26 protein-coding genes and 1 pseudogene are annotated in these 22,812 nt (G+C 69.7%); 14 read left to right on the top strand and 13 right to left on the bottom strand.

Annotated features, from left to right (window positions below; translation table 11 throughout):
• Positions 1-22: 22 nt before the first annotated feature.
• Both OV287_RS48440 and OV287_RS48435 read right to left on the bottom strand, forming a co-directional pair.
• Positions 23-1,159 (bottom strand): hypothetical protein, encoded by a 1,137-nt coding sequence (locus tag OV287_RS48440; RefSeq protein WP_267540873.1) that lies wholly within the window; start codon positions 1,157-1,159, stop codon positions 23-25.
• 222 nt (positions 1,160-1,381) lie between these two features.
• Positions 1,382-1,591 (bottom strand): PH domain-containing protein, encoded by a 210-nt coding sequence (locus OV287_RS48435; RefSeq protein WP_267540872.1) that lies wholly within the window; start codon positions 1,589-1,591, stop codon positions 1,382-1,384.
• 278 nt (positions 1,592-1,869) lie between these two features.
• Between OV287_RS48435 and OV287_RS48430 the strand changes: the two genes are divergently transcribed.
• On the top strand, positions 1,870-2,577 hold the full coding sequence (locus tag OV287_RS48430) for an MBL fold metallo-hydrolase (RefSeq protein ID WP_267540871.1): 708 nt from the start codon (positions 1,870-1,872) through the stop codon (positions 2,575-2,577).
• On the opposite strand, the gene OV287_RS48425 is transcribed toward OV287_RS48430, so the two are convergent.
• From OV287_RS48425 to OV287_RS48405, 5 genes are all read right to left on the bottom strand, one after another.
• Positions 2,574-2,990, bottom strand: a complete 417-nt coding sequence (locus OV287_RS48425; RefSeq protein WP_267540870.1) for a hypothetical protein — start codon at positions 2,988-2,990, stop codon at positions 2,574-2,576. The two genes, OV287_RS48430 and OV287_RS48425, sit on opposite strands and share 4 nt — an antisense overlap.
• 66 nt (positions 2,991-3,056) lie before the next feature.
• Positions 3,057-3,464 (bottom strand): hypothetical protein, encoded by a 408-nt coding sequence (locus OV287_RS48420; RefSeq protein ID WP_267540869.1) that lies wholly within the window; start codon positions 3,462-3,464, stop codon positions 3,057-3,059.
• Between the two features lie 45 nt (positions 3,465-3,509).
• Entirely contained in the window at positions 3,510-4,688 is a 1,179-nt protein-coding gene (locus OV287_RS48415; RefSeq protein ID WP_267540868.1) for a lipocalin-like domain-containing protein, read from the bottom strand.
• Positions 4,689-4,692: 4 nt separating this feature from the next.
• Positions 4,693-7,245 carry an ABC transporter permease gene (locus OV287_RS48410; RefSeq protein WP_267540867.1) on the bottom strand — a complete coding sequence of 851 codons (2,553 nt, stop codon included), beginning with the start codon at positions 7,243-7,245 and terminating at the stop codon, positions 4,693-4,695.
• Positions 7,242-7,940: an ABC transporter ATP-binding protein gene (locus OV287_RS48405; protein WP_267540866.1), complete on the bottom strand. Its 699-nt coding sequence runs from the start codon at positions 7,938-7,940 to the stop codon at positions 7,242-7,244. Before OV287_RS48405 ends, OV287_RS48410 begins: the two co-directional genes overlap by 4 nt.
• A gap of 141 nt (positions 7,941-8,081) precedes the next feature.
• Between OV287_RS48405 and OV287_RS48400 the strand changes: the two genes are divergently transcribed.
• The 4 genes and pseudogenes from OV287_RS48400 to OV287_RS48385 all read left to right on the top strand — a co-directional run bounded on the left by OV287_RS48400 (position 8,082) and on the right by OV287_RS48385 (position 10,742).
• On the top strand, positions 8,082-8,360 hold the full coding sequence (locus OV287_RS48400; protein ID WP_267540865.1) for a type II toxin-antitoxin system Phd/YefM family antitoxin: 279 nt from the start codon (positions 8,082-8,084) through the stop codon (positions 8,358-8,360).
• A 2-nt stretch (positions 8,361-8,362) separates the two neighbouring features.
• Positions 8,363-8,695 (top strand): type II toxin-antitoxin system RelE/ParE family toxin, encoded by a 333-nt coding sequence (locus OV287_RS48395; RefSeq protein ID WP_267540864.1) that lies wholly within the window; start codon positions 8,363-8,365, stop codon positions 8,693-8,695.
• An 83-nt stretch (positions 8,696-8,778) separates the two neighbouring features.
• Positions 8,779-9,339: pseudogene (locus OV287_RS56635) on the top strand (asparagine synthetase B family protein); the annotation flags it as partial.
• A gap of 41 nt (positions 9,340-9,380) precedes the next feature.
• Complete coding sequence (locus OV287_RS48385) at positions 9,381-10,742, top strand: asparagine synthetase B family protein (RefSeq protein ID WP_267540863.1); 1,362 nt, start codon at positions 9,381-9,383, stop codon at positions 10,740-10,742.
• Here OV287_RS48385 and OV287_RS48380 read toward each other — a convergent pair.
• The 4 genes from OV287_RS48380 to OV287_RS48365 form a co-directional block, all read right to left on the bottom strand.
• Positions 10,707-11,720, bottom strand: coding sequence for a 1-aminocyclopropane-1-carboxylate deaminase/D-cysteine desulfhydrase (locus tag OV287_RS48380; RefSeq protein ID WP_267540862.1), 1,014 nt, complete (start codon positions 11,718-11,720; stop codon positions 10,707-10,709). The two genes, OV287_RS48385 and OV287_RS48380, sit on opposite strands and share 36 nt — an antisense overlap.
• Positions 11,717-13,117, bottom strand: coding sequence for a phospholipase D-like domain-containing protein (locus tag OV287_RS48375; protein WP_267540861.1), 1,401 nt, complete (start codon positions 13,115-13,117; stop codon positions 11,717-11,719). Before OV287_RS48375 ends, OV287_RS48380 begins: the two co-directional genes overlap by 4 nt.
• Positions 13,114-13,989 (bottom strand): diiron oxygenase, encoded by an 876-nt coding sequence (locus tag OV287_RS48370; protein ID WP_267540860.1) that lies wholly within the window; start codon positions 13,987-13,989, stop codon positions 13,114-13,116. Before OV287_RS48370 ends, OV287_RS48375 begins: the two co-directional genes overlap by 4 nt.
• 89 nt (positions 13,990-14,078) lie before the next feature.
• Positions 14,079-14,903 carry an alpha/beta hydrolase gene (locus OV287_RS48365; protein ID WP_267542567.1) on the bottom strand — a complete coding sequence of 275 codons (825 nt, stop codon included), beginning with the start codon at positions 14,901-14,903 and terminating at the stop codon, positions 14,079-14,081.
• A 65-nt stretch (positions 14,904-14,968) separates the two neighbouring features.
• On the opposite strand from OV287_RS48365, the gene OV287_RS48360 reads away from it, so the two are divergent.
• The 4 genes from OV287_RS48360 to OV287_RS48345 all read left to right on the top strand — a co-directional run bounded on the left by OV287_RS48360 (position 14,969) and on the right by OV287_RS48345 (position 17,687).
• Positions 14,969-15,253 carry a DUF3467 domain-containing protein gene (locus OV287_RS48360; protein WP_267540859.1) on the top strand — a complete coding sequence of 95 codons (285 nt, stop codon included), beginning with the start codon at positions 14,969-14,971 and terminating at the stop codon, positions 15,251-15,253.
• 272 nt (positions 15,254-15,525) lie between these two features.
• Entirely contained in the window at positions 15,526-16,281 is a 756-nt protein-coding gene (locus OV287_RS48355) for a hypothetical protein (RefSeq protein WP_267540858.1), read from the top strand.
• Positions 16,278-17,180 (top strand): oxygen-dependent coproporphyrinogen oxidase, encoded by a 903-nt coding sequence (gene hemF, locus OV287_RS48350; protein WP_267540857.1) that lies wholly within the window; start codon positions 16,278-16,280, stop codon positions 17,178-17,180. Before OV287_RS48355 ends, hemF begins: the two co-directional genes overlap by 4 nt.
• Positions 17,181-17,192: 12 nt before the next feature.
• Positions 17,193-17,687 (top strand): hypothetical protein, encoded by a 495-nt coding sequence (locus OV287_RS48345; RefSeq protein WP_267540856.1) that lies wholly within the window; start codon positions 17,193-17,195, stop codon positions 17,685-17,687.
• A 40-nt stretch (positions 17,688-17,727) separates the two neighbouring features.
• Here the strand turns inward: OV287_RS48345 and OV287_RS48340 are convergent, their stop codons facing one another.
• Entirely contained in the window at positions 17,728-18,060 is a 333-nt protein-coding gene (locus OV287_RS48340) for a DMT family transporter (RefSeq protein ID WP_267540855.1), read from the bottom strand.
• A gap of 236 nt (positions 18,061-18,296) precedes the next feature.
• Here OV287_RS48340 and OV287_RS48335 point away from each other — a divergent pair, with 236 nt between their 5' ends.
• The 3 genes from OV287_RS48335 to OV287_RS48325 all read left to right on the top strand — a co-directional run bounded on the left by OV287_RS48335 (position 18,297) and on the right by OV287_RS48325 (position 20,083).
• Entirely contained in the window at positions 18,297-18,914 is a 618-nt protein-coding gene (locus OV287_RS48335; RefSeq protein ID WP_267540854.1) for an RNA polymerase sigma factor, read from the top strand.
• Between the two features lie 69 nt (positions 18,915-18,983).
• Complete coding sequence (locus OV287_RS48330; RefSeq protein WP_267540853.1) at positions 18,984-19,625, top strand: anti-sigma factor family protein; 642 nt, start codon at positions 18,984-18,986, stop codon at positions 19,623-19,625.
• A 2-nt stretch (positions 19,626-19,627) separates the two neighbouring features.
• Positions 19,628-20,083, top strand: a complete 456-nt coding sequence (locus OV287_RS48325) for a hypothetical protein (RefSeq protein ID WP_267540852.1) — start codon at positions 19,628-19,630, stop codon at positions 20,081-20,083.
• A gap of 6 nt (positions 20,084-20,089) precedes the next feature.
• Here the strand turns inward: OV287_RS48325 and OV287_RS48320 are convergent, their stop codons facing one another.
• On the bottom strand, positions 20,090-20,632 hold the full coding sequence (locus tag OV287_RS48320; protein ID WP_267540851.1) for a hypothetical protein: 543 nt from the start codon (positions 20,630-20,632) through the stop codon (positions 20,090-20,092).
• 375 nt (positions 20,633-21,007) lie between these two features.
• Between OV287_RS48320 and OV287_RS48315 the strand changes: the two genes are divergently transcribed.
• On the top strand, positions 21,008-21,244 hold the full coding sequence (locus OV287_RS48315; protein WP_267540850.1) for a chaperonin: 237 nt from the start codon (positions 21,008-21,010) through the stop codon (positions 21,242-21,244).
• 234 nt (positions 21,245-21,478) lie between these two features.
• A complete protein-coding gene (locus OV287_RS48310) occupies positions 21,479-22,810 on the top strand; it encodes a hypothetical protein (protein ID WP_267540849.1) in 1,332 nt (443 codons plus the stop codon).
• Positions 22,811-22,812: the final 2 nt, after the last annotated feature.

Below are 22,812 nucleotides of genomic sequence, written 5' to 3'. Positions count from 1 at the left end.
GCCTGGCTGCGGGGCTCCGCGCTCAGCCCGCGCGACTCGGGGCCACGGCGAGGTGGATGGCGGCACGCTCCCCCGTGTCCGAGGAAGAGAGGACGAGGAGGGACGGGGTGCGCGAATAGCCACGTTGCAGGGCCTGGAGCGCCACCGCGGTACCTACTCCACCGGAGGCCGCACCGGTGGCGCCGAAACCGTCCGCAGGTAGCCAGGTACGACAGTCGCGGAAGCGAGGGTCCAGGGTGCTCAGGTGGAGCAGCAGCATGCCCCATTCGTGCCCGCGGTACGGCCGACCATCATGGTCCAGTACGAGCACCGGGAGAGGCTCGCCAGGGAGGAGCCTCCCCAATGCGGCCAGCGCGAATTGGGTGATGGCCCGCCCATCGGACGGGCGCCCCGTGCCTGGGAGGTTGGGCTCCATGCCCAGCACCACGTCCCGGACGAGCACGCGCGGCTCCGGCGTTTCGGTGCTGGCCGGAGGGGGACGGACGAGCAGCAGCGCCACCCCGGCCTCGCCCGCCATGAGGCCCACGGGGCGCGCGGCCGTCTTGAGCTGGCCCTCCGCGTTGAGGAGCTCCAGCGTCCGCGTGGAAACAAGGCTGTCCACCGCGCAGACGAGCCCGGCCTGCGTCTGCCGCGTGCGCAGATCCTCCTCCGCGGCGGCCAGCGCCTGGGCGAAGGCGGCATTGCCTCCGTGGAAGGAGCGCAGTGGGCCTTTCCAACCGGGCAGCCTCAAGGCGTCCCAGGCCCCACGCACCACCCGTTCCGCGAGCAGGGCCACGCGCCTGGCCGCGTCCGGCGGATCCTCGTCGCTCGGCTCCTTCCCCGTGGTGAAGCCGCGCGTTTCCGGGTCCGGCAGGGCGAGGTACAGGCCCGTGCCGGGGTTCAGTTGCTCGAGCTCCTCACGTGAGCCCAGGTCCACCAGCGTCTCCACCAGGAGGGCGACCAGCCGGCCCACTCCGGAGAAGCCATAGGTGGCCGCGCCCGCCGCGAACACCGCCACGGTGCCGGGCCGCTCGTCCCCGGGAAAGAAGGTCTCGAACTCGGGAGCCGGAGTCGATCGGGTCAACCGGGCCCGGAAGGCCGCGCACCCAGGCACCAGCGGTCCCAACGCCGACGCCATCCCCATGGCCCTCACCCAGCTCTGCATGCGAGTACCGCTCAACGTGTCGGCTCTCCTTCGGGCGGCGGTTGCACCTTCACCCGCTGGTGCGGCCACGACTTCGGGTCGCGGCGGGTGAAACGCTCCGGTACCGCCATCGCCCACCCAGCGTGGGTGAACAAGGGCTGCATTCTCCGGCGACCCCTGGGGACAGAGCAAGGCAAGTCCCCAACTCTCCAAAGGGGGCCCCCTCCCTCTGGAGAGAAAGGGGGTGGGGGACTCTCATCAGGCGGGAATCTGCCGGCGGCCCATGAGACGGCGCGCGGTGAGGAGCGCGAGGCCCCCGAGGCTGATACGGCCCAGCGGGGTGAGTCCGTGCAGGAATCCCGCCGCGGGGCGCCGGGCGTAGGGGTTGCGCCGGTACCAGGGACGGCGGTGCTTCTGGATGAACTTCGAGAGAAGCCATACGCCGAATGCCTTCTGGGCGAGGGCCATGCTGTTGCTCCCGTTGAGGTGTCACCCGCGAGTCCAGTCCCGCGGTGCGTGTTGGCTCTCAAACTGGGGGCAGAGAGGGCTCGGGTCAGCCTGCGTGCGAGCCGGGGCCTGGCTGCTCGCTCACCGTTCGGACGGCGCCTCTGCGCTCGGCCTCCAGACCGTCAACTGTGTGGCGTCTCGGGACCTTCGGGGCCCCGTCCGGCCGTGCCGCGCGTGGGCAATGCCTACCTTGCCCGTGTCCCGGAGGCGGTAGCGCACCCGGGAGAGGGAGGGAGTGGATGATGGGGTTCATCTTCGAGGAGCTGAACGGTGGGGCGAGCTGTCGCACGTACCTCATCGTCAGCCCGCGAACACGCCAGGCGCTCATCGTGGACCCGGTGCTGGAACTGGTGCCCGGCTACATGCAGCGGCTGGCGAAGGATCAGCTCCGGCTGACGATGGTGGTGGACACGCATACGCACGCGGACCATCTGTCCGGAGGCCGGGAGCTGGCGCGGATGACGGGAGCGGTGCATGCGGGGGCTCCCGAGGGGTCGGTGCAACGGCCGCTGCATGATGGCGAGGTGCTGGCGGTGGGCGATGTGCACCTGACCGTCTGGGCGAGCCCCGGGCACACCTCGGACGCACTGGTGCTGGTGATGGAGGACCGGGTGCTCACCGGCGATACGTTGCTCATCGGCGCCACGGGCCGGACGGATCTGCCGACAGGCGACGCCGAGGCCGAGTACCTCAGCCTCCAGCGGCTACTGTCGTTGCCAGGGGAGCTGCTCGTGTTTCCCGCGCACGACTATGGCGGGCGGACGTTCAGCACCATTGGCCACGAGCGTCTCACCAACCCGCGCCTGCGGTTGGACCATGAGGCTTTCATCCGGCTGATGACGTCTCCGCGCGCCGAGAAGCCCGCGCGTCTGACGGAGTCGCTCGCCTACAACACGCGCCCGCTGGAGGCGCGTGACGAGCCGGTGGAACAGCTGTCCGTGTTCTAGGCGACCCTCGTGCTGCGCTGGACGCGCTCGCGGGCGATGAGCTCGCGGGCCTCCTGCTCCGTGGAGACGAAGTGCATGTCGAAGGTGAGCCTTCCCGTCATGGCGTGCACGAAGGCCAGGCTCTTGGCCAGGGCCTTCTGCACGAAGCCCGCTCCGATATAGACGGAGCCGAGGAACCAGCTCGGGTTGATGCTCTTGGTGGTGTGCTCCCGAGCCTCCGCCTCGAAGGAGGTGGCCTCCGTGAGGTCCGTCACCACGTAGAAGGGACTCTGGCTCCCCAGCTCTTTGTAGAGCTCCAACGCGGCGATGGCGTCCTGCAGGGTGGTCTCTCCTTGAATGCTCACCCATAGGATGTCTGGCTGCTCGAAATGGGCGGAGTGCGTCCCGAACTTCCACTCGCGGCGGATGCTCATGTAACCCCCCGATGACGGTTGTGACCATCCTACCCGTCAGGGTGGAGCGAGCGAGCGGGACTCGCCTCATCTGTCCAGCAGGGAGCGTTCGTCGGCGATGAGCGCGCGTGCTTCGTTCTCTGTCGAAACGAAATGCTGGGGCAGGGTCGCCTTGCCAGTGAGCGAGTGGAAGAAGCTCATGCTGTTGGCCACGGCTCGTTGGACCAGTCCCGCTCCGATGTAGATGGCGCCGTGGAACCACTCCGTGTGGGAGTTCCAGGAGACGTGGTCCCGGGCCTTCAGGTCGATGGTGGTGGCTTCCGAGAGGTCCGTCACCAGGTAGAAGCGCTGGTGGCTACCCACCTCGCGGTAGATCTCCAGAATGGCGACGCCGTCCTCGAGCGTGGTCGCGCCACGGATCTTCATCCACAGCACGTCCGGTGACTCGAGCCAGGCCTGGTGCGTTCCGAATGTCCACTCGTGCGGCCGCGGCATGGTGCTGCCTCCCGTCGGACGCGGTTTCACACCGCCGGTTTTCCCTCAGCGTCCTGGAGGGGGCGTGTCGCCGTAGCCCGTCAGCTCGACGTAGCCACGGCCCTGTACCGGCTGGCCCGCGTGCGTACCCGAGAAGCGTACCGAGCCCTCCCAGTAGCGCACAGTCACCGGCAGCTCTTGGTCCGCGAGCGCGGGCGTAATGTCCAGTGTCAGACCACGCGAGGGCACCGCGAGCCGCCAGCGGGCCGGGTACTCCACGCCGCTATGAGGGCTCTTCCAGGTGTCCGTCACTTCCAGCCGCAGGTCCTCGAGTGACAGGCGAACTGGCTCGCCCTGCGCGGGGACGAGGGTGCCCGCGCTGAACGGGTCCGCTGTGCCGTCGCGCCGGCGGAGTTGGTAGACCATGAGCTCGCTGCCGTCCGAGAGCTGGAGCGAGAACCAGTCCCAGCCCACCTGCTCCTGGCCGAGCGCGCTGGAGCTCCACTCGCGGTCCATCCAACTCTGGCCCGTCACCTCGTAGGCTCGGCCGTCCACCGTCACCTGTCCGCGCGTGGGCATGCGGGTGAGTGAGTAGTAATAGGAGGCGTTGCCCGGCTCGGGCCCCTTCTGGCTGAGGCCCCGGTCGCCCTGGAGCACCAGCGGCTTGCCGGCCTCCAGCACCAGCGACAGCGACACGTCCTTACCCTGGGCGGTGAGTCGCAGGGGCAGGGCCTCGTCCCCGGTGGCCTCCGCGCTCCAGTCCTCCAGCCACACCCGGAAGGGCTCGGCCCGTGCGCCCGACAACCCGAGCGCCTCGCGGCTGAAGCGCTCGGTGGCGTGGAATCGCCCGCCGCCGATGTCCGAGAGTGCCAAGTGTCCCATGTAGATGGCCTGCGAGCCCCACGCCGATGTGCGCTCCTTGCCCTCAGGGGTCAGTGCGCTGCGGAAGAGGGTGAACTGGTAGCCGAAGTCGCGCCCGTCCGCCGTGGAGAGGTTGCCCGTCCAGTACCACCACTCGGCGCGGAAACCGGAGTGGGGCCCGTGGTCCTCGGGGAAGTGGAACTCCCGGGGCTCGAAGGCCCGCGTGTAGCCCTCCGTGCCAGCCTTGCCTCCGAGCACTTCCGACACCTTCAGCCTCGGTGCGTTCTCCAGGGGCGGCGACGTGTCCCGGGTGACATAGGCCGCGCCCGTCGCGAGCCCTACGAGCACCACCGCTACGCCGATGACGAGTCCGCGTCCGCGCATCGCCTCACTCCTCCCTCAGCGCCAGGGCGGGGTTGGCGCGCGACATCTTCCAGGACGGGTACAGGCCCGCGAGCGCCGCCGCTGACAGTGCGAGCACCATCGCCTGGGTGAGCACGTCTCCGGTGACGAGCAGTTGCAGCGTCCACCCGAAGGAGCGCTGGTTGATGACATGGACGAGCACGTACGCGAGCGCCACGCCGAGCGGCAGCGAGAACAGCCCCGCGAGCAGGCCCAGCAGCCCCGTCTGGAGGGACACGAGGCCCCAGAGCTGGCGCGGGGTGAGGCCGGTGGCGCGCAGCACCGCCAGCTCGCGCGCCCGTTCGAGCTGCAACGCCATCAGCGCGCTCAACACGCCGATGAAGGCCACGCCCACCGCGAGCAGCCGCAGCACATGGGTGATGGTGAAGGTGCGGTCGAACACCTCCAGGGACAGCTCACGCAGCGCGCGGTTGGACTGGACGCCCAGCGCCTGCACGTTCCCGGCGCGCTCGCGCACTCGGGCCACGAGCTCGTCCACGTCCTGCCCGGGCGCGGCATAGAGGGCCACGCCACTGACGCGCGCATCCTCGAAGTGGAGCAGGTACGTGTCGCGCAGCATCAGCACCGTGCCCGTGTCCGAGCCATAGTCGAAGTACACGCCCACCACGCGGAAGCGGCGCGGGCCCTGGTCCGTGGCCAGCTCTATCGTGCCGCCTACGCCCAGCCGGCGGTGGAAGGCGAAGGGCTCGGAGACGAGGACGGCGTCTGGTGCCTCCAGCTCCTTCCACACGCGTGCCGGGTCTCCCTCCTTGAAGCGGTAGGGGCGCACCGGGGTGTTGCCGAAGTCCATCGCGCGCACGTCCGTGGGCACGCCATCTACACGCACCTGCACCGTGCGGATGGTGCTGCTGCTGGCCACTCCAGGCGTGGCGCGCACCTGCTCGGCGAGGCCTGGCGCGAAGGTGGCTCCACCTCGCCGGGTGACGAGCGCGGGCGGGGAGACGTAGACGTCCGCCTGCAACGAGGACTCCAGCCAGTCCACCACCGTGCCGCGGAAGCTCGTCACCATGAGGCCCACGCCCACCGTGGTGGCCACCGCCACCATGAGTGCCGCCAGGGCCACGGCGGTGCGGCTGAGGTTCGATGTCACGCCTCGCGCGGCCATGCGCCCCAGCAGTCCGAAGGGGCGTCCCAAGGGACCCGCGGCCAGGCCCGCAAGCCTTCCCGTCAACCAGGGCACCAGCAGCGACGAGCCGAGGAGTACCGAGAAGAGGCCACCGTAGGCCGGCAGCAGCTCGGGAGTAGGCAGGGCCAGCAGCCCCACGCCCAGCGCGAGCACGAGCAATCCCAGCAGCGCGAGCCGGGGCGCCCGGTTGCGCGACACGTCCTCCAGGGTGGAGCGGCGCAGGGTCACCGCGGGCGCCGAGCGTGCGGCCTCCCACGCGGGCAGCAACGCGGCGGCGAGCGTCGCGCCCAGTCCCAGCAGCACTCCCTTGGCCAGTGTGAAGGGTTCCAGCGAGAGGCCGCGCACACTCACCACGAGGTACAGGTCGTTGAGCGTCCGGGTGACGAGCTCAACCAGCCCTCGCCCCATCATTACGCCCAGCAGCAGTCCCGCCACCGTGCCCACCACGCCCAGCACCGCGGCTTCTCCGAGCACCAGGGCGAAGAGCTCACGCCGGGTGATGCCCACCGCGCGCAGCCGGCCGAGCTGCTCGCGCCGCTGCACCACGGAGAAGGTCATCGTGTTGTAGATGAGGAACGTTCCCACCACGAGCGCCAGCAGCGACAGCGCGGTGAGGTTGGTGCGGAACGCCCGCGTCATCTGCTCCACCGCATTGCCGCGTGCCCGGGGGCGCACCACTTCGACGCCCTCGGGCAGCAGCGGGCGCAGGGTCGCCAGTTGGGCTTCTCCCGCCTTGCCATCCGGCAGCTTCAGGTCGATGCGCGAGAGGTGCCCCACCTGGCCGAGCACTTCCTGCGCCGTGGAGACGTCGGTGAGCACCAGGCCCTCCATCGCCCGGGTGCTGTTCTCGTCTCCGGGCTGGAGCAGCGTCACCACGCGCAGCTGCTTCGCCACGCCTTCCACGCCTACCACGAGCGGCTCTCCGGCCTTCACCCCCAGCGCCTGGGCCGTGCGCTGGGTGAGGAGAACGGCACCGGGCTCGGTGAGGAAGGTGCCCATGTCCACCCTGCCACCGCCCCTCGGCACGAAGGAGCGAAAGGGGGCCTCGGCGAAGGGGTCCACTCCGAGCACGGTGAGGATGCGCTGGTCTCCACTCCTCGCGCGCACGTGGCCCTCCACCACCGGGGCGGACACGGGCGCTCCGGGCAGCAGGCGCACGTCGCGGTACACCGACTCGGGCAGCCCCGAGGGCCCACCGACGAGCTGGTGGGTGGCGCGGCCCGCCACCGTGTCAGTGGAGCGCTCGAAGGCGCGCATGGCGCTCGCGTTGGCGAGGTCGATGGACACCACCACCGCCACGCCCAGCGCGATGCCCAGCAGGGACAGGGCGGTCAGCCACGGGTGGCTGCCCAGGTGGCGCAGGCTGGCGCGGACCAGGAGACGCTGTCTCACGCGCGGGCCTCCCGCTCCAGCAGCCGGCCTGTCTCCAATGACAGCACGCGGTCCGCTCGTGCGACGAGGCCCGGGTCGTGGGTGACGATGAGCGCGCAGGCCTTCTCGCGGCGTGTGAGGCCCTCGAGCAGGTCCAACACCTTGCGTCCCGTCTGCTCATCGAGGTTGCCGGTGGGCTCGTCGGCCAGCAGCAGGGGCGGGGTATGGGCGAGGGCGCGGGCCACGGCCACTCGCTGCTGCTCGCCGCCGGAGAGCCGGTCGGGGAAGCTCGCGGCCCGGTTGCCCAGGCCCACCGTGTCGAGCAGCTCGCGCACCCGGTTGCTCGAAGCGGGGCCCGCGCGTCCGGTGAGCTCCAGTGGCAGGAGGATGTTCTCCTCCACCGTGAGAGTGGGCAGCAGGTTGAAAGCCTGGAAGATGAAGCCGATGCGTTCGCGGCGCAGCAGGGTGCGCTCGTGCTCGCTCAGGGTGACGAGCTCGCGGCCATCGACACGCACCATGCCCCGCGAGGGCAGGTCGATGCCGCTGATGAGGTTGAGAAGCGTGGACTTCCCCGAGCCGCTGCGGCCGAGCAGCACGACGAACTCGCCCGCGTGCAGGGTGAGCCGCACGTTGGAGAGGACCTCGCGGACGGCATCGCCCTCGGAGTAGGACTTGGAGACGTCGTGGAGCTCGACTACGGGCTGGGCGGGGGACATGCGGGAGGAGTGCCTAACGTATGCGCGGGCCCCACGCACCTTCCGTGTGAGAAACAGGTCCTCGTCAGCCCGCCTGCCCTGAGGGAGGCCGTGCGGCCTGGACCTGGAGTTGGTACTGTTCCAGGAACTGGAGGCGGGCGCATGAAGCTGACCGAGGACATCAAGCCGGTGACCTACATGAAGACCCGCGCCGCGGAACTGCTGCGGGAGGTGAAGCGCTCGCGCAGGCCCGTCGTCATCACGCAGAACGGGGAGGCCCAGGCGGTTGTCCTGGACGTTGCCACCTACGAGGCCCTCCGCGATGCCTCGCTGCTCCTCCAACTCACCTCCCAGGGTGAGGCGGATGTGCAGGCGGGGCGCACGATACCTCAGTCGGAAGTGTTCGTGCGTGCACGGCGGCGGCTCGCCCGGGAGAAGTAGGCATGGGGCGGCGCTACGCGGTCGAATGGGCGGAAGTCGCGCGCACCGACCTCGATGAGTTGCTCGACTACATCGAGCAAGATGAGCCGGGAGTGGCACTCGCCGTCTTGGAGCGGCTGGAGCAGGCCGCGAAACGGCTGGAATCAATGCCACTCCGGGGGCGGGTGGTTCCGGAGCTCGCCCAACGAAACATCCGGCTCTATCGAGAGCTCATCGTCCGCCCCTGGCGCATCATCTACCGCGTGGGGACGGACCGGGTACTGGTGCTCGCGGTTCTGGATGGGAGAAGGGACCTCGAGGGACTGCTGCTCTCCCGGTTGCTTCGCCGGAAGTAGAGCCCGGACGTCTTCGCCTGCTGCCGGTACGGGAGTCCCGAGGTGCCGGTGTTTCCGCCCCTGGCCGTGTAGACTGCCCGGCCGTGTGCGGCATCGCTGGAGCCCTGGACCTGAAGGGAACACGCCTCTTCCCCCGGGAGCGGCTCGCGAGCATGGCGCTCGCCCTCGCGCATCGCGGCCCGGATGACGAGCACCTCCACCTGGAGCCCGGTCTGGCGCTGGCTACCCGCCGGCTCGCCCTGGTGGACCCCTCCGGTGGGCGCCAGCCGCTGTCCAACGAAGCTGGCGACGTCTGGGTGGCCAGCAACGGCGAGCTCTACGACTACCCCGAACTGCGCGAGGAGTTGCTCGCCCGCGGTCACACGCTCGCCTCGCACTGCGACACCGAGGCCTGGGTCCACCTCTATGAGGAGCACGGCGAGGACACTTTCTCGCGAGCCCGGGGTCAGTTCGCCGTCTCCTTGTGGGACCGCTCGCGCCGCACGCTGCTGCTGGCCCGGGACCGGGTGGGCATCTGCCCGCTGTACTACACCGAGCGCGACGGCTGGCTCCTCTGGGCCTCGGAGGTGAAGGCCCTGCTGGCCTCGGGGCTCGTCCCCGCACGCGCGGACGCCCGGGGGTTGAATCACCTCTTCTGCTTCCTCGCCGCCCCTTCGTTCCGCTCCTTCTTCGAGGGCATCCGCCCGTGCCTCCCGGGCACTTCCTCGCCGTCCGGGAGGGGACGGTGGTGTCACGCCGCTATTGGGACCTCGATTTCCCGGACGCGGGAGAGGAGCGCCGCACGGAGCGTCCCGAGGCACTGGTGGACGAGCTGGAGGCGGTGCTCTCGCGGGCGGTGGAGCGCCGGCTGCGCGCCGATGCGCCCGTGGGGGCCTACCTCAGTGGAGGCCTGGACTCCACCGTCGCACTGGCGCTCGCCGCCCGGGTGCGCGGCACCGCCCCTCGGGCCTTCACCATCGGGCTGGATGGAGCGGGGCTCGATGAGCGCCCCCATGCCGCCGCGGCGGCCCGGGCCGTGGGCGCGGAGCTCGACGTCGTTCCCCTGGGCCCCACCGCCATCGCGGACACCTTCCCCGAGCTGGTGGTCGCCACCGAGTCGCCCGTCTTCGACACCGCGGATGCGTGCCTGCTGCGCCTCGCGGGCCGGGTGCGCGAGCGGGGCTTCAAGGCCGTCCTCACCGGAGAGGGCTCCGACGAGGCCTTCGCCGGCTACCCCTGGTACAAGTCGCACCACATCCTCTCCTGGCTGGAGCGCCACGGGGCGGCCTGGGCCCCTCGGCTCCTGCGGGGTGCCCTCTTCGGCCTCGTGGGGCCGGCACGCGCGTCCCCGCCGGCGCTCCTGGGCGAGGGACGGTGCGCTCAGGAGGACCTGTTCGAGCCGCTCTCCCGTGCTCGGGGCTTCCTCTATAGCGAGGCCCTGTGGGAGCGGCTCGGTGACGCCTCGCCCCTGGACGACCTGGACCTGCACCACCCCCGGCGGCACCGCTGGCACCCGCTGCATCAGTCGCTCTACGTCGAGCACAAGCTGCTGCTGGCCGGCCACCTGCTGGCGGACAAGGGAGACCGTGTCTCCATGCACTCCTCGGTGGAGGCGCGCTACCCCTTCCTGGACGAGGACGTCGTCGCCTTCGCCGCGAGCCTGGCACCCGAGTACAAGCTGCGCGGCCTGACGGACAAATGGCTTCTGCGGCAGCTCGCGGCGCGCCTCGTGCCCGAGCGTCTGGCGCGCCGGCCCAAGGCAATGTTCCGCGCCAACCCCGTGTTCCACGGGCCCCACCGGCCGCGCTGGGCCGAGCAGCTCCTCTCCGCCGAGTCCCTGCGAGCCTCCGGCTGGTTCGAGCCGCTCGCGGTGGAGCGGGCCCGGAAGCTCGTCGAGCGGCTGCCGGCGTACGCACCCCGGCGCTACGTGCTGGAGGCAGGGCTGTCGGGCGTGGTGACGACGCAGCTGTGGCACCACCTCTTCCTGGGTGGCGGGCTGTGCGAGCTGCCTGTCTGGACTCCGCCCGTGCCTTCAGCGCAGCAGCGCGAGCACCTGCGGCTCGGGTAGCTCGCCGGAGCCGAGCAGCGGCTCGAGTGGCGCCGAAGACAGCGAATGCCAGAAGAGGAAGCGTCGGGGGCGCGGGTCGGCGCGTGCGAGGGCCATCAACCCCGCGGCGGCCTTGGCTGTATAGGTGGTGTCGAGCACCACGCCGTCTCGCGCGAAGAGGGCCTGGGCTTCCAGGGCGGCCTCGGTAGGGTGCCCGTAGCCCGCGCCGAGCTGGCTCAAGTCCACTTCCAGCTCCGGGGGAGCGTATGGGGAATCGCGGCCCGGCTCATTCGCTAGCGCGAGTGTGCGCCGAGCCATCCACGTGAGCGCCATACGGTTGGCCGCCCACGCGCTCCACACCCCCACGCCCACCACCCGGCACGGAAGGCCTACCGCGCGCACGCCCGCGGCGAGCCCCGCCAGCATTCCCCCGGAGCCGAGCACGCAGACCATCACGTCTGGCCACGGGAGCTCCCCGTTCGCACGCTGCCGCGCGAGCTCCTCCACCGCGCGCACATAACCCACCGCGCCCAAGGACGAGCTCCCCCCGGGAGGAATGAACCAGGGGCGCCGGCCGCGCAGCCTCAGCCGCAGCAACTCGTGCGCCAGCCGGGGGACGGCCGTCCACTCACTGCGCGTGGGCACGAGCCGACAACCCAGAGCGGCGGCGGCCCGCAGGGACTCCTCCGCCTCGGGCGAGTGGGGGCGAGGCACGACGAAGGCCGTCACCGCGAAGCCCAGCGCCCGGCCGTGCACCGTGGTGGCCAGGACGTGGTTGGAGCCCGCCGCGCCCACGAGGACGAGGTCCGTGGCCCTACGCGCTCGTGCCTCGGCGAGCAGCATCGACAGCTTGCGCGCCTTGTTACCGCCGTACGCCGGGTGCGTCTGGTCATCCCGCTTTACGTACACCTCGCGGCCGAGGGCCTCCGACACGTGCTGGGCGAGCTGGACGGGGGTGGGCGTGAGGGCGAAGGCGGGGGAAAGGAGCGCCTCGCTCATGGCTGCAATCCACAGCGCGACAGGAGCGCGAGGGTGACCAGGCACGCGTGTGCCCAGGGTAGGGCCCAGGGCTTCACCGGCTGGAGGGGCTCACACGCGGGCAGGGCCCACAGCGCGTCGAAGTGCGCGAGGAAGTCCGCCACCAGCTCGGGGCTCTCCACCTCCACGTCCGTCTCCCACCAGGCACCATTGAAGGAGTTGGGGGTGTAGTTGGCCTGCCCGCCGATGAGGAGCGCCTCGCTGCCGGGGCCGACGAAGGCCGCCGTCTTGAGGTGCATCATCGTCCCCCCGCCCGAGTGGTGGACGCGCAGCGCGAAGCCGGGAGGCGCCCGTCGGCGAGCCGTTTCGAGCACGCGCCGGTTGACGAGCTGCCGCACGAAGAAGGCGGCCGGCGCGGGCAGGGGCAGGGCGGCCGTGTCGTCGATGAGGACGCGCACCGACACGCCCCGCCGAGCCGCGTCGAAGAGCCGCTCCAGCATCGGCAGGTCCGAGAAGTAGGTGGTCGCCACGGAGATGTGGCCACCCGGGGGAACGCGGTCGATGGCCGCCTCCAGCGCGGGGCGGATGGCCTCGTTGTCCAGCACCCGCAGCCGCGCGGACCGTGGCGGTGAGGGAGGCAAGGCGGGGGCTTCGGGCGCCGTGAAGCGCTCCAAGGCTGGGGCGAGGGGCCGCGTCTCGTAGGGCCTGGGGCTCGGGGCCTCTCGGGAGAGCAGGGCCTGGAGGGCGGAGCGCCCCGTGTCATCGAGCCGCTGGGGAATCTCCAGCGCCAGCCGGAGCGCCTCGCGGGCGGAGCCCCACAGCGCCTGGGCCGGCTCGCCATCGAAGAGGAGGAGGTTCTCGTGCCAGCACGCCGCGGCGTCGAAGAGGTTGTGCGAGGTGACGGCGCCCCAGGCCCCCTGGTCGATGACGAGGTTCTTGCGGTGGTCCTCCACGTTGTGCAGCGACTGCCAGTGCTGCTGGCGGGCCACCCAGTCCCCGGGCCCGTGCTCGCGCCAGCGCAGGTGGAAGTCCATGCCGGGCAGCAGCGTGCGGCGGGCCTCGAAGCGGGTGTGAAAGAGGTTGGCGTTGAGGACGAGCACTCCGGCGCGCTCCAACTGGTGGCGCACCAGGTCTCCCGGAATGCGCACGCGGGCCGGGTCGTCGGGGGTGTTGGTGTCGAGCACCACGACGACGAGGACGTGCGGCTCGCGCCGGCGCTTCTCGATGAGCCAGTCGGCCACCATCTGCGCATGGGGGAAGCGCCCAACTCCTGGCCGCAGCAGCGCGAGGTGCCCATCGGCGGCGAAGAGGTACATCTGGAGCACGATGCTCTCGCGCGCCATCTGGATGAGCTCGTGGAGGCTGTGGGCGAGCTGCCGGGGCTCACCGACGTAGGCCACCTGGGCCGTTGCGCTCACGTCAGTCTGTCCAGCACGGCACGCAGCAGGCCCGCACCACACAGCGGGGAGCTGGCGAGCCGCTTCGAGAAGCTTCGTACCCCCATCTCGTCCGAGGTGGACAGCCGCTTGCCGTAGAGCGCCCGGCGCTGGCGTGGAGTGAGGCCCTCGTCCCGGGCGAACTGTTCCACGCCGCGCTTCCAGGCCCGGTCCATCTGCATGCCCACGCACGCCATCACCCCGAGCATCAGCAGCACCTGGAGCCCCACACGCCAGCGGGGCTGCTCCTTCGCCGCGTGCGCCAGGACGCGCTCATCCAGTGCCACGTGGCCTCGCTCCTCGCGGGCATGCAGGCGCATCACCTCGTGCAGCGGTGGGTAGGACTCCTCGGGGCGCTCGTCCATCACCACCGGGACGTAGAGCGTCATCTCCTCGAAGAGGGCCGCCAGCAGGAAGAAGGTGACGGAGGGCGAGAGGCGCAGCAGCAGCCGGTCCACCCAGCTCCAGCGGTGCATCTGGAGCCGCCGTCCAGCATGGAGCTCCGGGCGCAACCGCTCCAGCGCGGCGTAGAAGGCGTCCACGTGGACGCGCTCCTCGTCGATGAAGCAGCGCACCCGCCGCTCCGGCAGGGGGCCGAGCCGCGCGGGGTAGCGCTCGAGGTACTCGATGACGTAGCGCTCGAAGTGGACGAAGGACTCGCAGCTGAAGCGCACCGCGAGGTGGTTGAGGCGCACCCGCTGCTCGGGGGTGAGGAAGGAGCAGTCCCCGCGCATGCGGTAGTGGTGCTCGGGGATGAGGAAGTGGTCGGGGACCGGGGGCGACCAGTCGATACGTCCCCAGGCACCAGGGAGGGGAGCCGTGGAGGGAGCGGCCGGATGCGTGGCGGTTTGCACGCGTTCCGACTGTAGCAACTTTCAGTGCTGAGCAGGCGGGGAGGCGCTCCCGTGCTTCCGCGGCCGTGTCCCGTGCCTGCTGCGTAGTCTCAGCCGGAGCCGGAACGCGCCGGGGCGGGAGGCTCCCGGCTCTCTGGCGCGGCGTCCGCTCCCCGGAGCCGGTCGAAGAAGCTCCCCACCTCCGAGGCGAGCAGGGGCCCGCCCTTGTCGCGGGGCATGATGTGGAAGCCGACCCGCAGCGAGATGAAGCGCACCAGGGATGAGGCGGTGAGGCCGCGGACCAGCACCTGGCCGCCCCCGGGGTCCACCACGTGGTCCTGCTCCGCCACCGCCACCAGCGCGGGGCTGCGCACCCGGGGCAGGACGCTCATTGCCATGTCCTGCAACTCCCACAGGTCTTGCAGCCGCACCGAGGGGAAGGCCGGGAGGATGGGCGCCTCGGCCAGCACCGCCGGGTCCGATACGTCCGTACCCGTCTTCTGGACCCAGGGCTTGAGTCGCTCCAACAGCCCGTGGCGCCGCAGACGCTTGAGCAGCCACATGTGGGGGCCCTTGAAGCGCAGCGCCGGAGCGACGAGCGCCAGCCCGTGCACCTGCTCCGGGTAGTCCGCCGCCAGCCGCAGGGACAGCAGGGCTCCCATGGACAGACCCGCGACAAAGATTCGGCGGTAATTGCGCAGAGACAGCAGGGCGTGGGCCGCGGCCTGCATCCAGTCGCGATGGTCCACGCTCAACAGGGCCTCGGGCGTGGAGCCATGACCCGGCAGTTGGGGGGCCCGCACGTACAGGCCTCGCGCCGCGAGGGCCTCGCCCAGCGGGCGTACGTCCCAGGGGCTCCCGGTGAAGCCGTGCAGCAGCAGGCAGGCATCTTCTCCCCGCCCCAGCTCGAACGGTGCCGTCTTCTCCGCGTCCAGCCGTTGTGCTCGCACAATCACACAGTCTAGTCACCGCGCGCGTCTGGCGGTATGCCCCCCCTCCCATGTCGGATACGCCCAAGCCCCCCGATGTCCCCTTGCAGATTCAAATCGATGATGATGTGGCCAATGGTCACTACGTGAACATGGCGCTCGTCAATCAGACGGAGACGGAGTTCACCTTGGACTTCATCTACATCCAGCCGCATCAGCCACGCGCCAAGGTGCGCTCGCGCGTCATCCTCAACCCCAAGCACCTCAAGCGCTTGCTGGCCGTCCTCCAGGACGGTGTCTCCAAGTATGAGGAGCGCTTCGGCCCCATCGTCCTTTCCGAGGACGGCCGGCACTGAGAGGGCTCCCACCCGGCCGGGGTCAGGGCGGGAGGCCCCGGGTTCAGCTTTCGCTCACCACGTGTAGCGGGAGAGCACGGGGAAGTGGTCGCGCCACCCCGCGGCCAAGCGAAGACTCGGTGACGTTTCTGTTGGTCACGCGTTTCCGAGCCCTCTCCGGTTCCAACGGCGGGCTGCGTCATGTCGAGGGTGTTCCGGGCCGACAGTGTTCTCCGCGAGCCTTGTCGGGATGCTGGCCTCCGGCGCCGGGTCAGCGCAGACTCTGAGATCTTGTGCGCTCCGTCGTCCTGCTCCTCGTTCTGATGCTTTTCGCTCCGGCTGCTCATGCCAACTGTCGCTCGGATGGCGTGCAGGTGTTCCCCGTACCCGGCGCGGTGGTCCCTACCAATACCCGCTTCCTGCTCGAGGGCCTCGGCGCCTATAGCTCGCGGGTGGCCGAGCTCCCGGGCCGGGTCCTGCGGCTACAGTCGGACGGCCACGAGGTGGAGGTGCGCGTTCAGCGAGGCTGGAGCAGCACGCTCGGCCGTTCCACCGTCGTCCTGAGGCCCTCGGGCGCGCTCAAGCCGGGCCATGTCTACACGCTGCGCCTGGACGACGTGCTGCCCGGCGTGAAGGTGCTCAACGGAGGCGGCTCCACGCTGCCTGAGTGGCACAGCGGCCGGGGCCAGGACGTGGCGCGCCCGCGTTGGCTCGAGCGTCCCGCCGTCAGCGAGGGACTCTTCCGCCGCACCCGTGAGGGCACCGAGCGCTTCGTCAAGCTGCGCATGTCCCTGAGCGAGGACAGCCCCTCTTATGTGGTGGTGACGCTCTGGCGTCGCGGCCAAGACATGGCGCCCCAGCACTACTTCACCTCGCTGAACGACGGCGTGGCCCTGGTGGGACACCAGGCCTGCAGCGGAGCCTTCGCCCTGGAAGATGGGAAGAGCTATCGCGCGAAGTTGGAGGTCTTCGACGCGGCGGGTAATACCGCGCCTGCGGTGCCCCCCTTGCAGTTCGAGGCGCCCGTGGCGACCCAGGAGAATCCATGACGGTGGATGTGGAGAAGTTGAAGGAGCGGATGGCGGAGTTCATCCACGGGCTGCAGGACGACATCTGCGGCGCGCTGGAGCAACTGGATGGGAAGGCCCGGTTCCGCGAGGACCCCTGGCAGCGTCCGGGTGGTGGTGGCGGGCGCAGCCGCGTGCTGGAGGACGGGGCGGTGCTGGAGAAGGGCGGGGTGAGCACCTCGGTGGTGTTCGGCGAGCTGGAGGAGGCCTTCGCGAAGAAGTTGCAGGGCGAGGGCCGCACCTTCTGGGCCGGGGGCATCTCGCTGGTGCTCCATCCGCGCAACCCGCACGTGCCCACCGTGCACGCCAACTATCGCTTCATCCACCAGGGCGGGAAGGCCTGGTTCGGCGGTGGGGCGGACCTGACGCCGTACTACCTCTATGACGAGGACGCGGCGCACTTCCACCGGGTCCACAAGGAGGCCTGCGACCGGCACGACCCCGCGTACTACCCGCGCTTCAAGGAGACGTGCGACAAGTACTTCTACCTGCGCCACCGCGAGGAGGCCCGGGGCGTGGGCGGCATCTTCTTCGAGAACCTCGGCGGGGACTTGGAGCGCGAGTTCGCCCTGGTGCGAGATGCTGGCCGGGCCTTCCTCCCCGCGTACCTGCCCATCGCCGAGCGGCGCAAGGACCTGCCGTACACGGAGGCGCAGCGCTTCTGGCAGGAGGTGCGGCGCGGGCGCTACGTGGAGTTCAACCTGGTGTGGGACCGGGGCACTACCTTCGGGCTGGAGACGAAGGGGCGCACGGAGTCCATCCTCATGTCGCTGCCCCCGCAGGTGCGCTGGCGCTACGACCACCACCCGTCTCCTGGTACCGAGGAGGCTCGGCTGGTGGAGGTGCTCCGCAACCCGCGTGACTGGGCTGGGTCCCGGTAGGGAGGCGCCAACGTGGACAACCCCGTTCCCGACAAGCCGAGCAGGGCTTCCCGGAAGAGGGTAGGGCTGGTGGTGGCGGTGCTGTGCCTCCTGGTGGTGGTTGGCGGCGCCTTCGCCTTCCTCCGCGGCGGTGGGAGCGTGGGAGACCCGAGCCTTGCGAACGAGGCGCGCGTCAACGTGCTGCGCCTCTGTGGCGACGTGCAGTCCTTCCGCGATGAGCACGGCACCTTCCTGACAGGAGGGCCAGTGCCTCGGGAGGTGCCGCAGGGCGGCGAGTCGGTGCCCTTCGAGCCAGACGAGAACCTGAAGAAGATTGGCTTCAACCCCGGCGAGCGCGTCCACTACCAGTACCAGGTGGTGGTGCAGGAGACGCCCCTGGGGGAGGCGGAGGTCACCTGCTACGCGCGCGGAGACCTGGATGGGGATGGCCAGGTCTCTGTTTTCAGCGTCACCCTGGATGCCAACGGGATGACCTCTCCCGTGAAGGCGGAGCGGGAGACGGAGTGAGCGAGGGCTCGTGGTGGCCATGCTGGCCAGCCCGTGACGCTCAGTGGGCGGAGCTCTTCGAGAACAGGTTGATGACGAGGCAGCCGCCGAGAATCATGGCCATGCCGAGGATTGCCGGGGCATCGAGCTTCTGTTGATAGAGCACGAAGCTGGCGATCGCGACCAGGACGATGCCGAGGCCCGACCAGACGGCATAGGCGATGCCGACCGGAATCACCCGGAGCGACAACGTCAGGCAGTAGAAGGCGGTGATGTAGCCCGCGGCGACCAGGAGGCTCGGCCAGGGCCGGGTGAACTCCGCGGTGGCCTTGAGGGACGAGGTCGCGATGACCTCGGCGAGGATGGCGATAGCGAGATAGGCGTAGGGGTGCATGCTGGGCACCGGCCTATACAGGTGTCTGGCCGGAAGGGGCATCCCCGGCTGCCTCCCTTCCAGACGGGCTCCTTCCACCGGATGAGAAAGTCCCCCGGTGGACCACCCGTCCCAGGTGGCGCCCACCGCGGTGTTACCGGCAGTGCCGACCTGCTCGGACGGTCGCCTACCGGTGAACGGCCACCCCTCGCAGTATTGCTTGGGGCGTGGGGCGCTCATGGTAGGGTGGCGCACCCTTGGCTACCGACGATCTCACTCTCGTCAAGCGCGTCCGTGATGGAGACCAGCGCGCCTTCAAGCTCCTTGTCGAGCGTTACCAACGCAAGGTGTATGCCGTCGCGCTGGGCATGCTGAAGGACAAGGAAGAGGCGATGGACGTCTCCCAGGAGGCGTTCGTCAAGGTCTACAAGTACCTCGACCACTTCAAGGGCGACTCCTCCTTCTACACCTGGCTCTACCGCATCACCGTCAACATCTGTATCGACGTGATGCGTCGGAAGGGCGCCTCCGGGGGCGATGCCGAGGAGTTCGACGAGTCCGTCGCCACGGACCTGTCCGAGGCCCGCATTGGTGCCCTGGGCAGCCGCCTGGGCACCAACCCCCAGAAGAGCGCCCTGCGCCGGGAACTGGCGGAGAAAATCCAGGAGGCCCTCGCGGCCGTTCCTGAGAAGCACCGCGCCATCCTCCTGCTGCGCGAAATCGAGGGAATGTCCTACGAGGACCTGTCTCGCACCCTGGACATTCCCAAGGGCACGGTGATGAGCCGGCTCTTCCACGCGCGGGCCAAGGTGCAGAAAATCCTCAGTGAATACCTTGAGTTGGACGAGGCGAAGAGCGGGGTGGGAAGTGAGTGAAAGGGGCTGGAATATCGGCTCCCCACTCCCGTCCAACTCGCACGTCCCCCATTACGCTGGGTGAGGAACATGGCCGGAAATCCCGCGTGCGAGCGCTTTGTCCCGTTGCTGTCTCCCTACATCGACGGGGAGCTGTCCCCCGCTGAGCGCGTCAACGTCGAGCGTCACCTCTCGGCCTGCCGCGACTGCGCCGGCCGCGCCGCGGACCTGCGCGCCGAGTCCGCCCTGCTGCGCGTGGGGATGGAGATGGCGGTGGACGAGGTGGACTTCAAGGACTTCACCCAGCGCGTCATGGCCCGGGTGACGCCCGAGCGTCCGCCCCTGCTGGAGCGGCTGCGCATCTCTCTCTCCGAGATGTTCCTCTACCACCGCACCGCCATGGTCTCCTCCCTGGCTACCGCCGCGGTGCTCGCCCTGGTGGTGGTGCCCATGCTGGTGAACCAGAACGAGGCCCCCATGGGCTACGGCGCGGACCGGATGCGGGTGCGCGCGGTACGGGCCTCAGAGGGCGCCAAGGTGGCCCCGGTGGTGCTCGAGTCCGATGATGGCAACACCATCATCTGGGTGGTGGACCAGGAGGCCGCTCCGGCGCACGATGCCTCTGCGGCCGAGCCCCCGTCCGGCGACTCGTCGGACGAGCTGGGTGATGGGGAGCCGCCCAAGAAGGGCCCGGCCAACAAGGCCGAACCGCCCAAGGGAGGAGAGCTATGAGGATGACGACGCGCATGCCGGGGGCCCTGCTAGCGCTGGCCCTGCTGGGGCTGTTTCTGTTGCCGGGGACCTCGCTTGCGCAGGAGCAGAAGCTCAAGGTGGAGGTGGAGGTGGTGCTCGTCTCCCGCAAGGGCACCGAGGTAGACCCGCCCCAGCTCCAGAAGATGAAGGAGACCTTCCAGCGTCAGAACTTCAACTTCACCTCCTTCAAGCGCCTCTCCCAGCAGTCCATCGAGGTGAGCAGCAAGGAGCCCACCGAGGTGAAGCTGCCCAACGGGGTGAATGCCTCGCTGCGGCTGCTGCGCATGCAGGGCGACACCGCCACCCTGCGCGTGGATGTTCCCCAGCTCTCCGCCGTGGACGTGGAGCTGGGTCGCGAAGGCGCCGTCTACCAGCGCGCCGGCAAGCACGTGGGGGGCGAGCTCATCATCGTCCTCTCCTCGCCGCCCGCGAAGTAGTCCCCCTCACCAGCTGATGAGGTAGGTGCAGTCGCCGCTACCCTTGTGGCGGCACCCCAGCGGCGCGTGCTCCACGCGCACCCAGACGGACTCCTTCGGCCGGAAGCGCTCGCACAGCGCCTCGATGATTCCGTGGTCGAAGTTGCACGGGTAGGGGTTGTCGCAAATCATCCGGCCCCCGTGCGGCGCCGTCTCGAAGCGGTAGCCGCCGATGTTGCCGCCCTGCTGGCCCCGGTGGTTCATCTGGTAGGCCATGTCCAGTGCGCGCAGCGCCTGCTCCAGGGTGTTGATCTCCGGTGGGAACTTCGCGTGCTCCGGAACCTTCCGGCCCACCGCCCGCATCGTCACCGGGCCAATCTTCTCCTCGATGCTCTTGATGGCCGTCAGCGCGTTGCTCATGGGGTACCAGCCCTGCGGCTCGAGCGTGGGAATCCCGTTCTCCGCGAGGATCCTCATCGCCCTCGATTTGAGCAGCTCCATCCCTCCGATCATCGCCATGATGGACTGACCCAACACCTGGACTTCGGGCGGAATGACGCGGTTCTGCATCGTGATGGCTCCCGAGGTGAGCTCGTCAGAAGTGACGGGAAGAGGAAGAGTAGACGCGATCGTCGGCGGTGCGGGCAGGGGAGTTTTGCTGTCGGTTCCGCGGACCCGTTACCTTTGCGATAGAGCGGCCCTGGCGCCGGGTGTGTGCGTCTCCGCGGCTGTCGGTTCCGGTCATTCGTTCCGGGGCCCTCCACCCCGTTCTGTAGAAAAGTCAGTTCCTGGCACGGGGCTCGCGAGGCACTTACCTGGTGTGAGTCCAGTAATTCCAAGGGCTTGCGTGTGGGCATGCAGGTTGCTCTGAAGGTCTGGCGTCGGGCGGCGGCGTGGGGCGTCGGCAACGAGACGGACAACCCAGACCAGAGGGAAGGGCGAACCATGGCGAAGACCCAGCGTGGTGGACAGGTGATGAAGCAGGTGGCGCGTCGGGTGAAGGGCACGGCGGGGCGGGCGGTGGCGAAGGCGAGCCGGCCGGTGCGCAAGGTGCAGGTGACGCTGGGGGATTTGATCGCCGCGGCCTTCGATGTGGCGGGCGAGACGAAGGCCGCCGCGAAGCTGGTGTCGTCGCGGGCCATGGCCCAGGCGATGGGCAAGCAGATCGTCTTCGAGGGCTGAGTCGCGGATTTCGGGCAGCGGCCCGCGTCCAGGGAGGACCGGGAGCGAGTCGGGGAATGGGGAAGGTCGGGGCAGGGGTGGGCCTCGTTTCCGGAAACCCTCTCTGGACGCAGGCCGAGGCCCACTTCCTCACACGTGCAGCTCGCTTGCTCGATTTCCGAGGAAGCGATGCATGCGCGAGATTGATGTCCTGTCACCGGGCACGTCGCGGGAAGCGGGGTAGAGTGGCGCGCCATGATTGGTGCCCTCCTTCTTGCCTCTGTGCTTCATCAGGCCCCCAAGGCCTTCGTTGAAACTCCCGCCGCGCCCGCGGAAGAAGGCGTCCAATTCCAGGCGGCCCTCGAGGTGGGCGGACAGGCCCTGCCCTCGGGTACCGGCGCCAATGGGATGGATGGCTTCGCTGTCGCCTTCCCACGTCTGGGCGTGAAGGTTGGCGATGAGTTCGAGTTCGAGCTGGGCGCGCCGTTGCGCGTGCGGCTGCTGGATCAGGAACCGCTGCAGACGGAGCAGGACTACGGCGGCCGGCTGCGTCGCCAGGACTGGGACGAGCGCAGCGACTTCGGACAGATTCTGAGGGACCTGAGCATCGGCCGGGACGATGGCCATGTGCAGCTGCGCGCGGGCGGCTTCTCCACCTACTCGCTCGGGGCGGGCTGGCTGGTGAACCGCTACTACAACCGGCTTTCACCGGACTACCACCCCGCGGGCGGCAACGCGGTGGCGTACCTCGGGCCCACGCGGGTGGAACTCTTCGCCAGCGACGTGCTGGCCCTGCGCCTCTTCGCCGCCGAGGTCCGGTTGGATTTGGGCCGGCTGCTGAGTGATCAGGACACGGCCTTTGACCGTTTCCTGCTGTCGGTGGATGCGGCGCATGACTTCGGCCAGGCGGGCGGCTCGTCGCCGCCGCTCTCCGCGGCGAGCGTCGGCTTCCAGGCCGGCGTGTTGAAGAACGAGAAGCTGCAACTGTGGTTGCAGGCCGCGGCGGGTGCGCGGGCCGACACGCTCATCGAGTCGATACCGGACTACGGTGCGGCCTTTGGCGTGGTGCTGCGCAGCCAGCCGAAGGAGATGGTGGACTTCACCGGCCGACTGGAGGCGCGGCGCCAGGGAGGCCGCTTCCGCTTCGGCTTCTTCGGCGCGGGTTATGAGTTCGCGCGCTTCTCCGGCGTGGGCCTGAGCGAGCAGCCGCTCGCCACGGAAGTGCTGCCGGCGACCTTCTCCGGCTATGGCGAGTTCGCGGTGTCGGTGAGCCCGGGTGGCGAGGAGGACCTGGAGCTGACGGCCAGCGCGTCCGGGGAGTACTTCGTCAGCACCGGCCGGGTGGACGCGGACGCCATGCTCCAGGCTCACCTGCCTGGCGGCAAGACGGTGGCCGAGCTGCGCGTCATCCTCACCGACCTCACCGTCCATCCGCGCTACTCCGCGGCCCTCGCGGTGCGTCACCGCTTCCTGCCCGCTGTCTACGGCCTCGTCACGGCGGGCCGGGAGCACTTCCCGCAGGCCGAGGGCAACCTGCTGCACGGCTTCACGGCGGGCCTCGGCATCGGCGTGGACATCCAGCGCTGAGC

This window comes from Archangium lansingense (assembly GCF_026626635.1).
Classification (GTDB): domain Bacteria; phylum Myxococcota; class Myxococcia; order Myxococcales; family Myxococcaceae; genus Archangium; species Archangium lansingense.
Note: the sequence above shows the minus strand (reverse complement) of the source record. Positions and strands in the feature narration are given on the sequence as shown.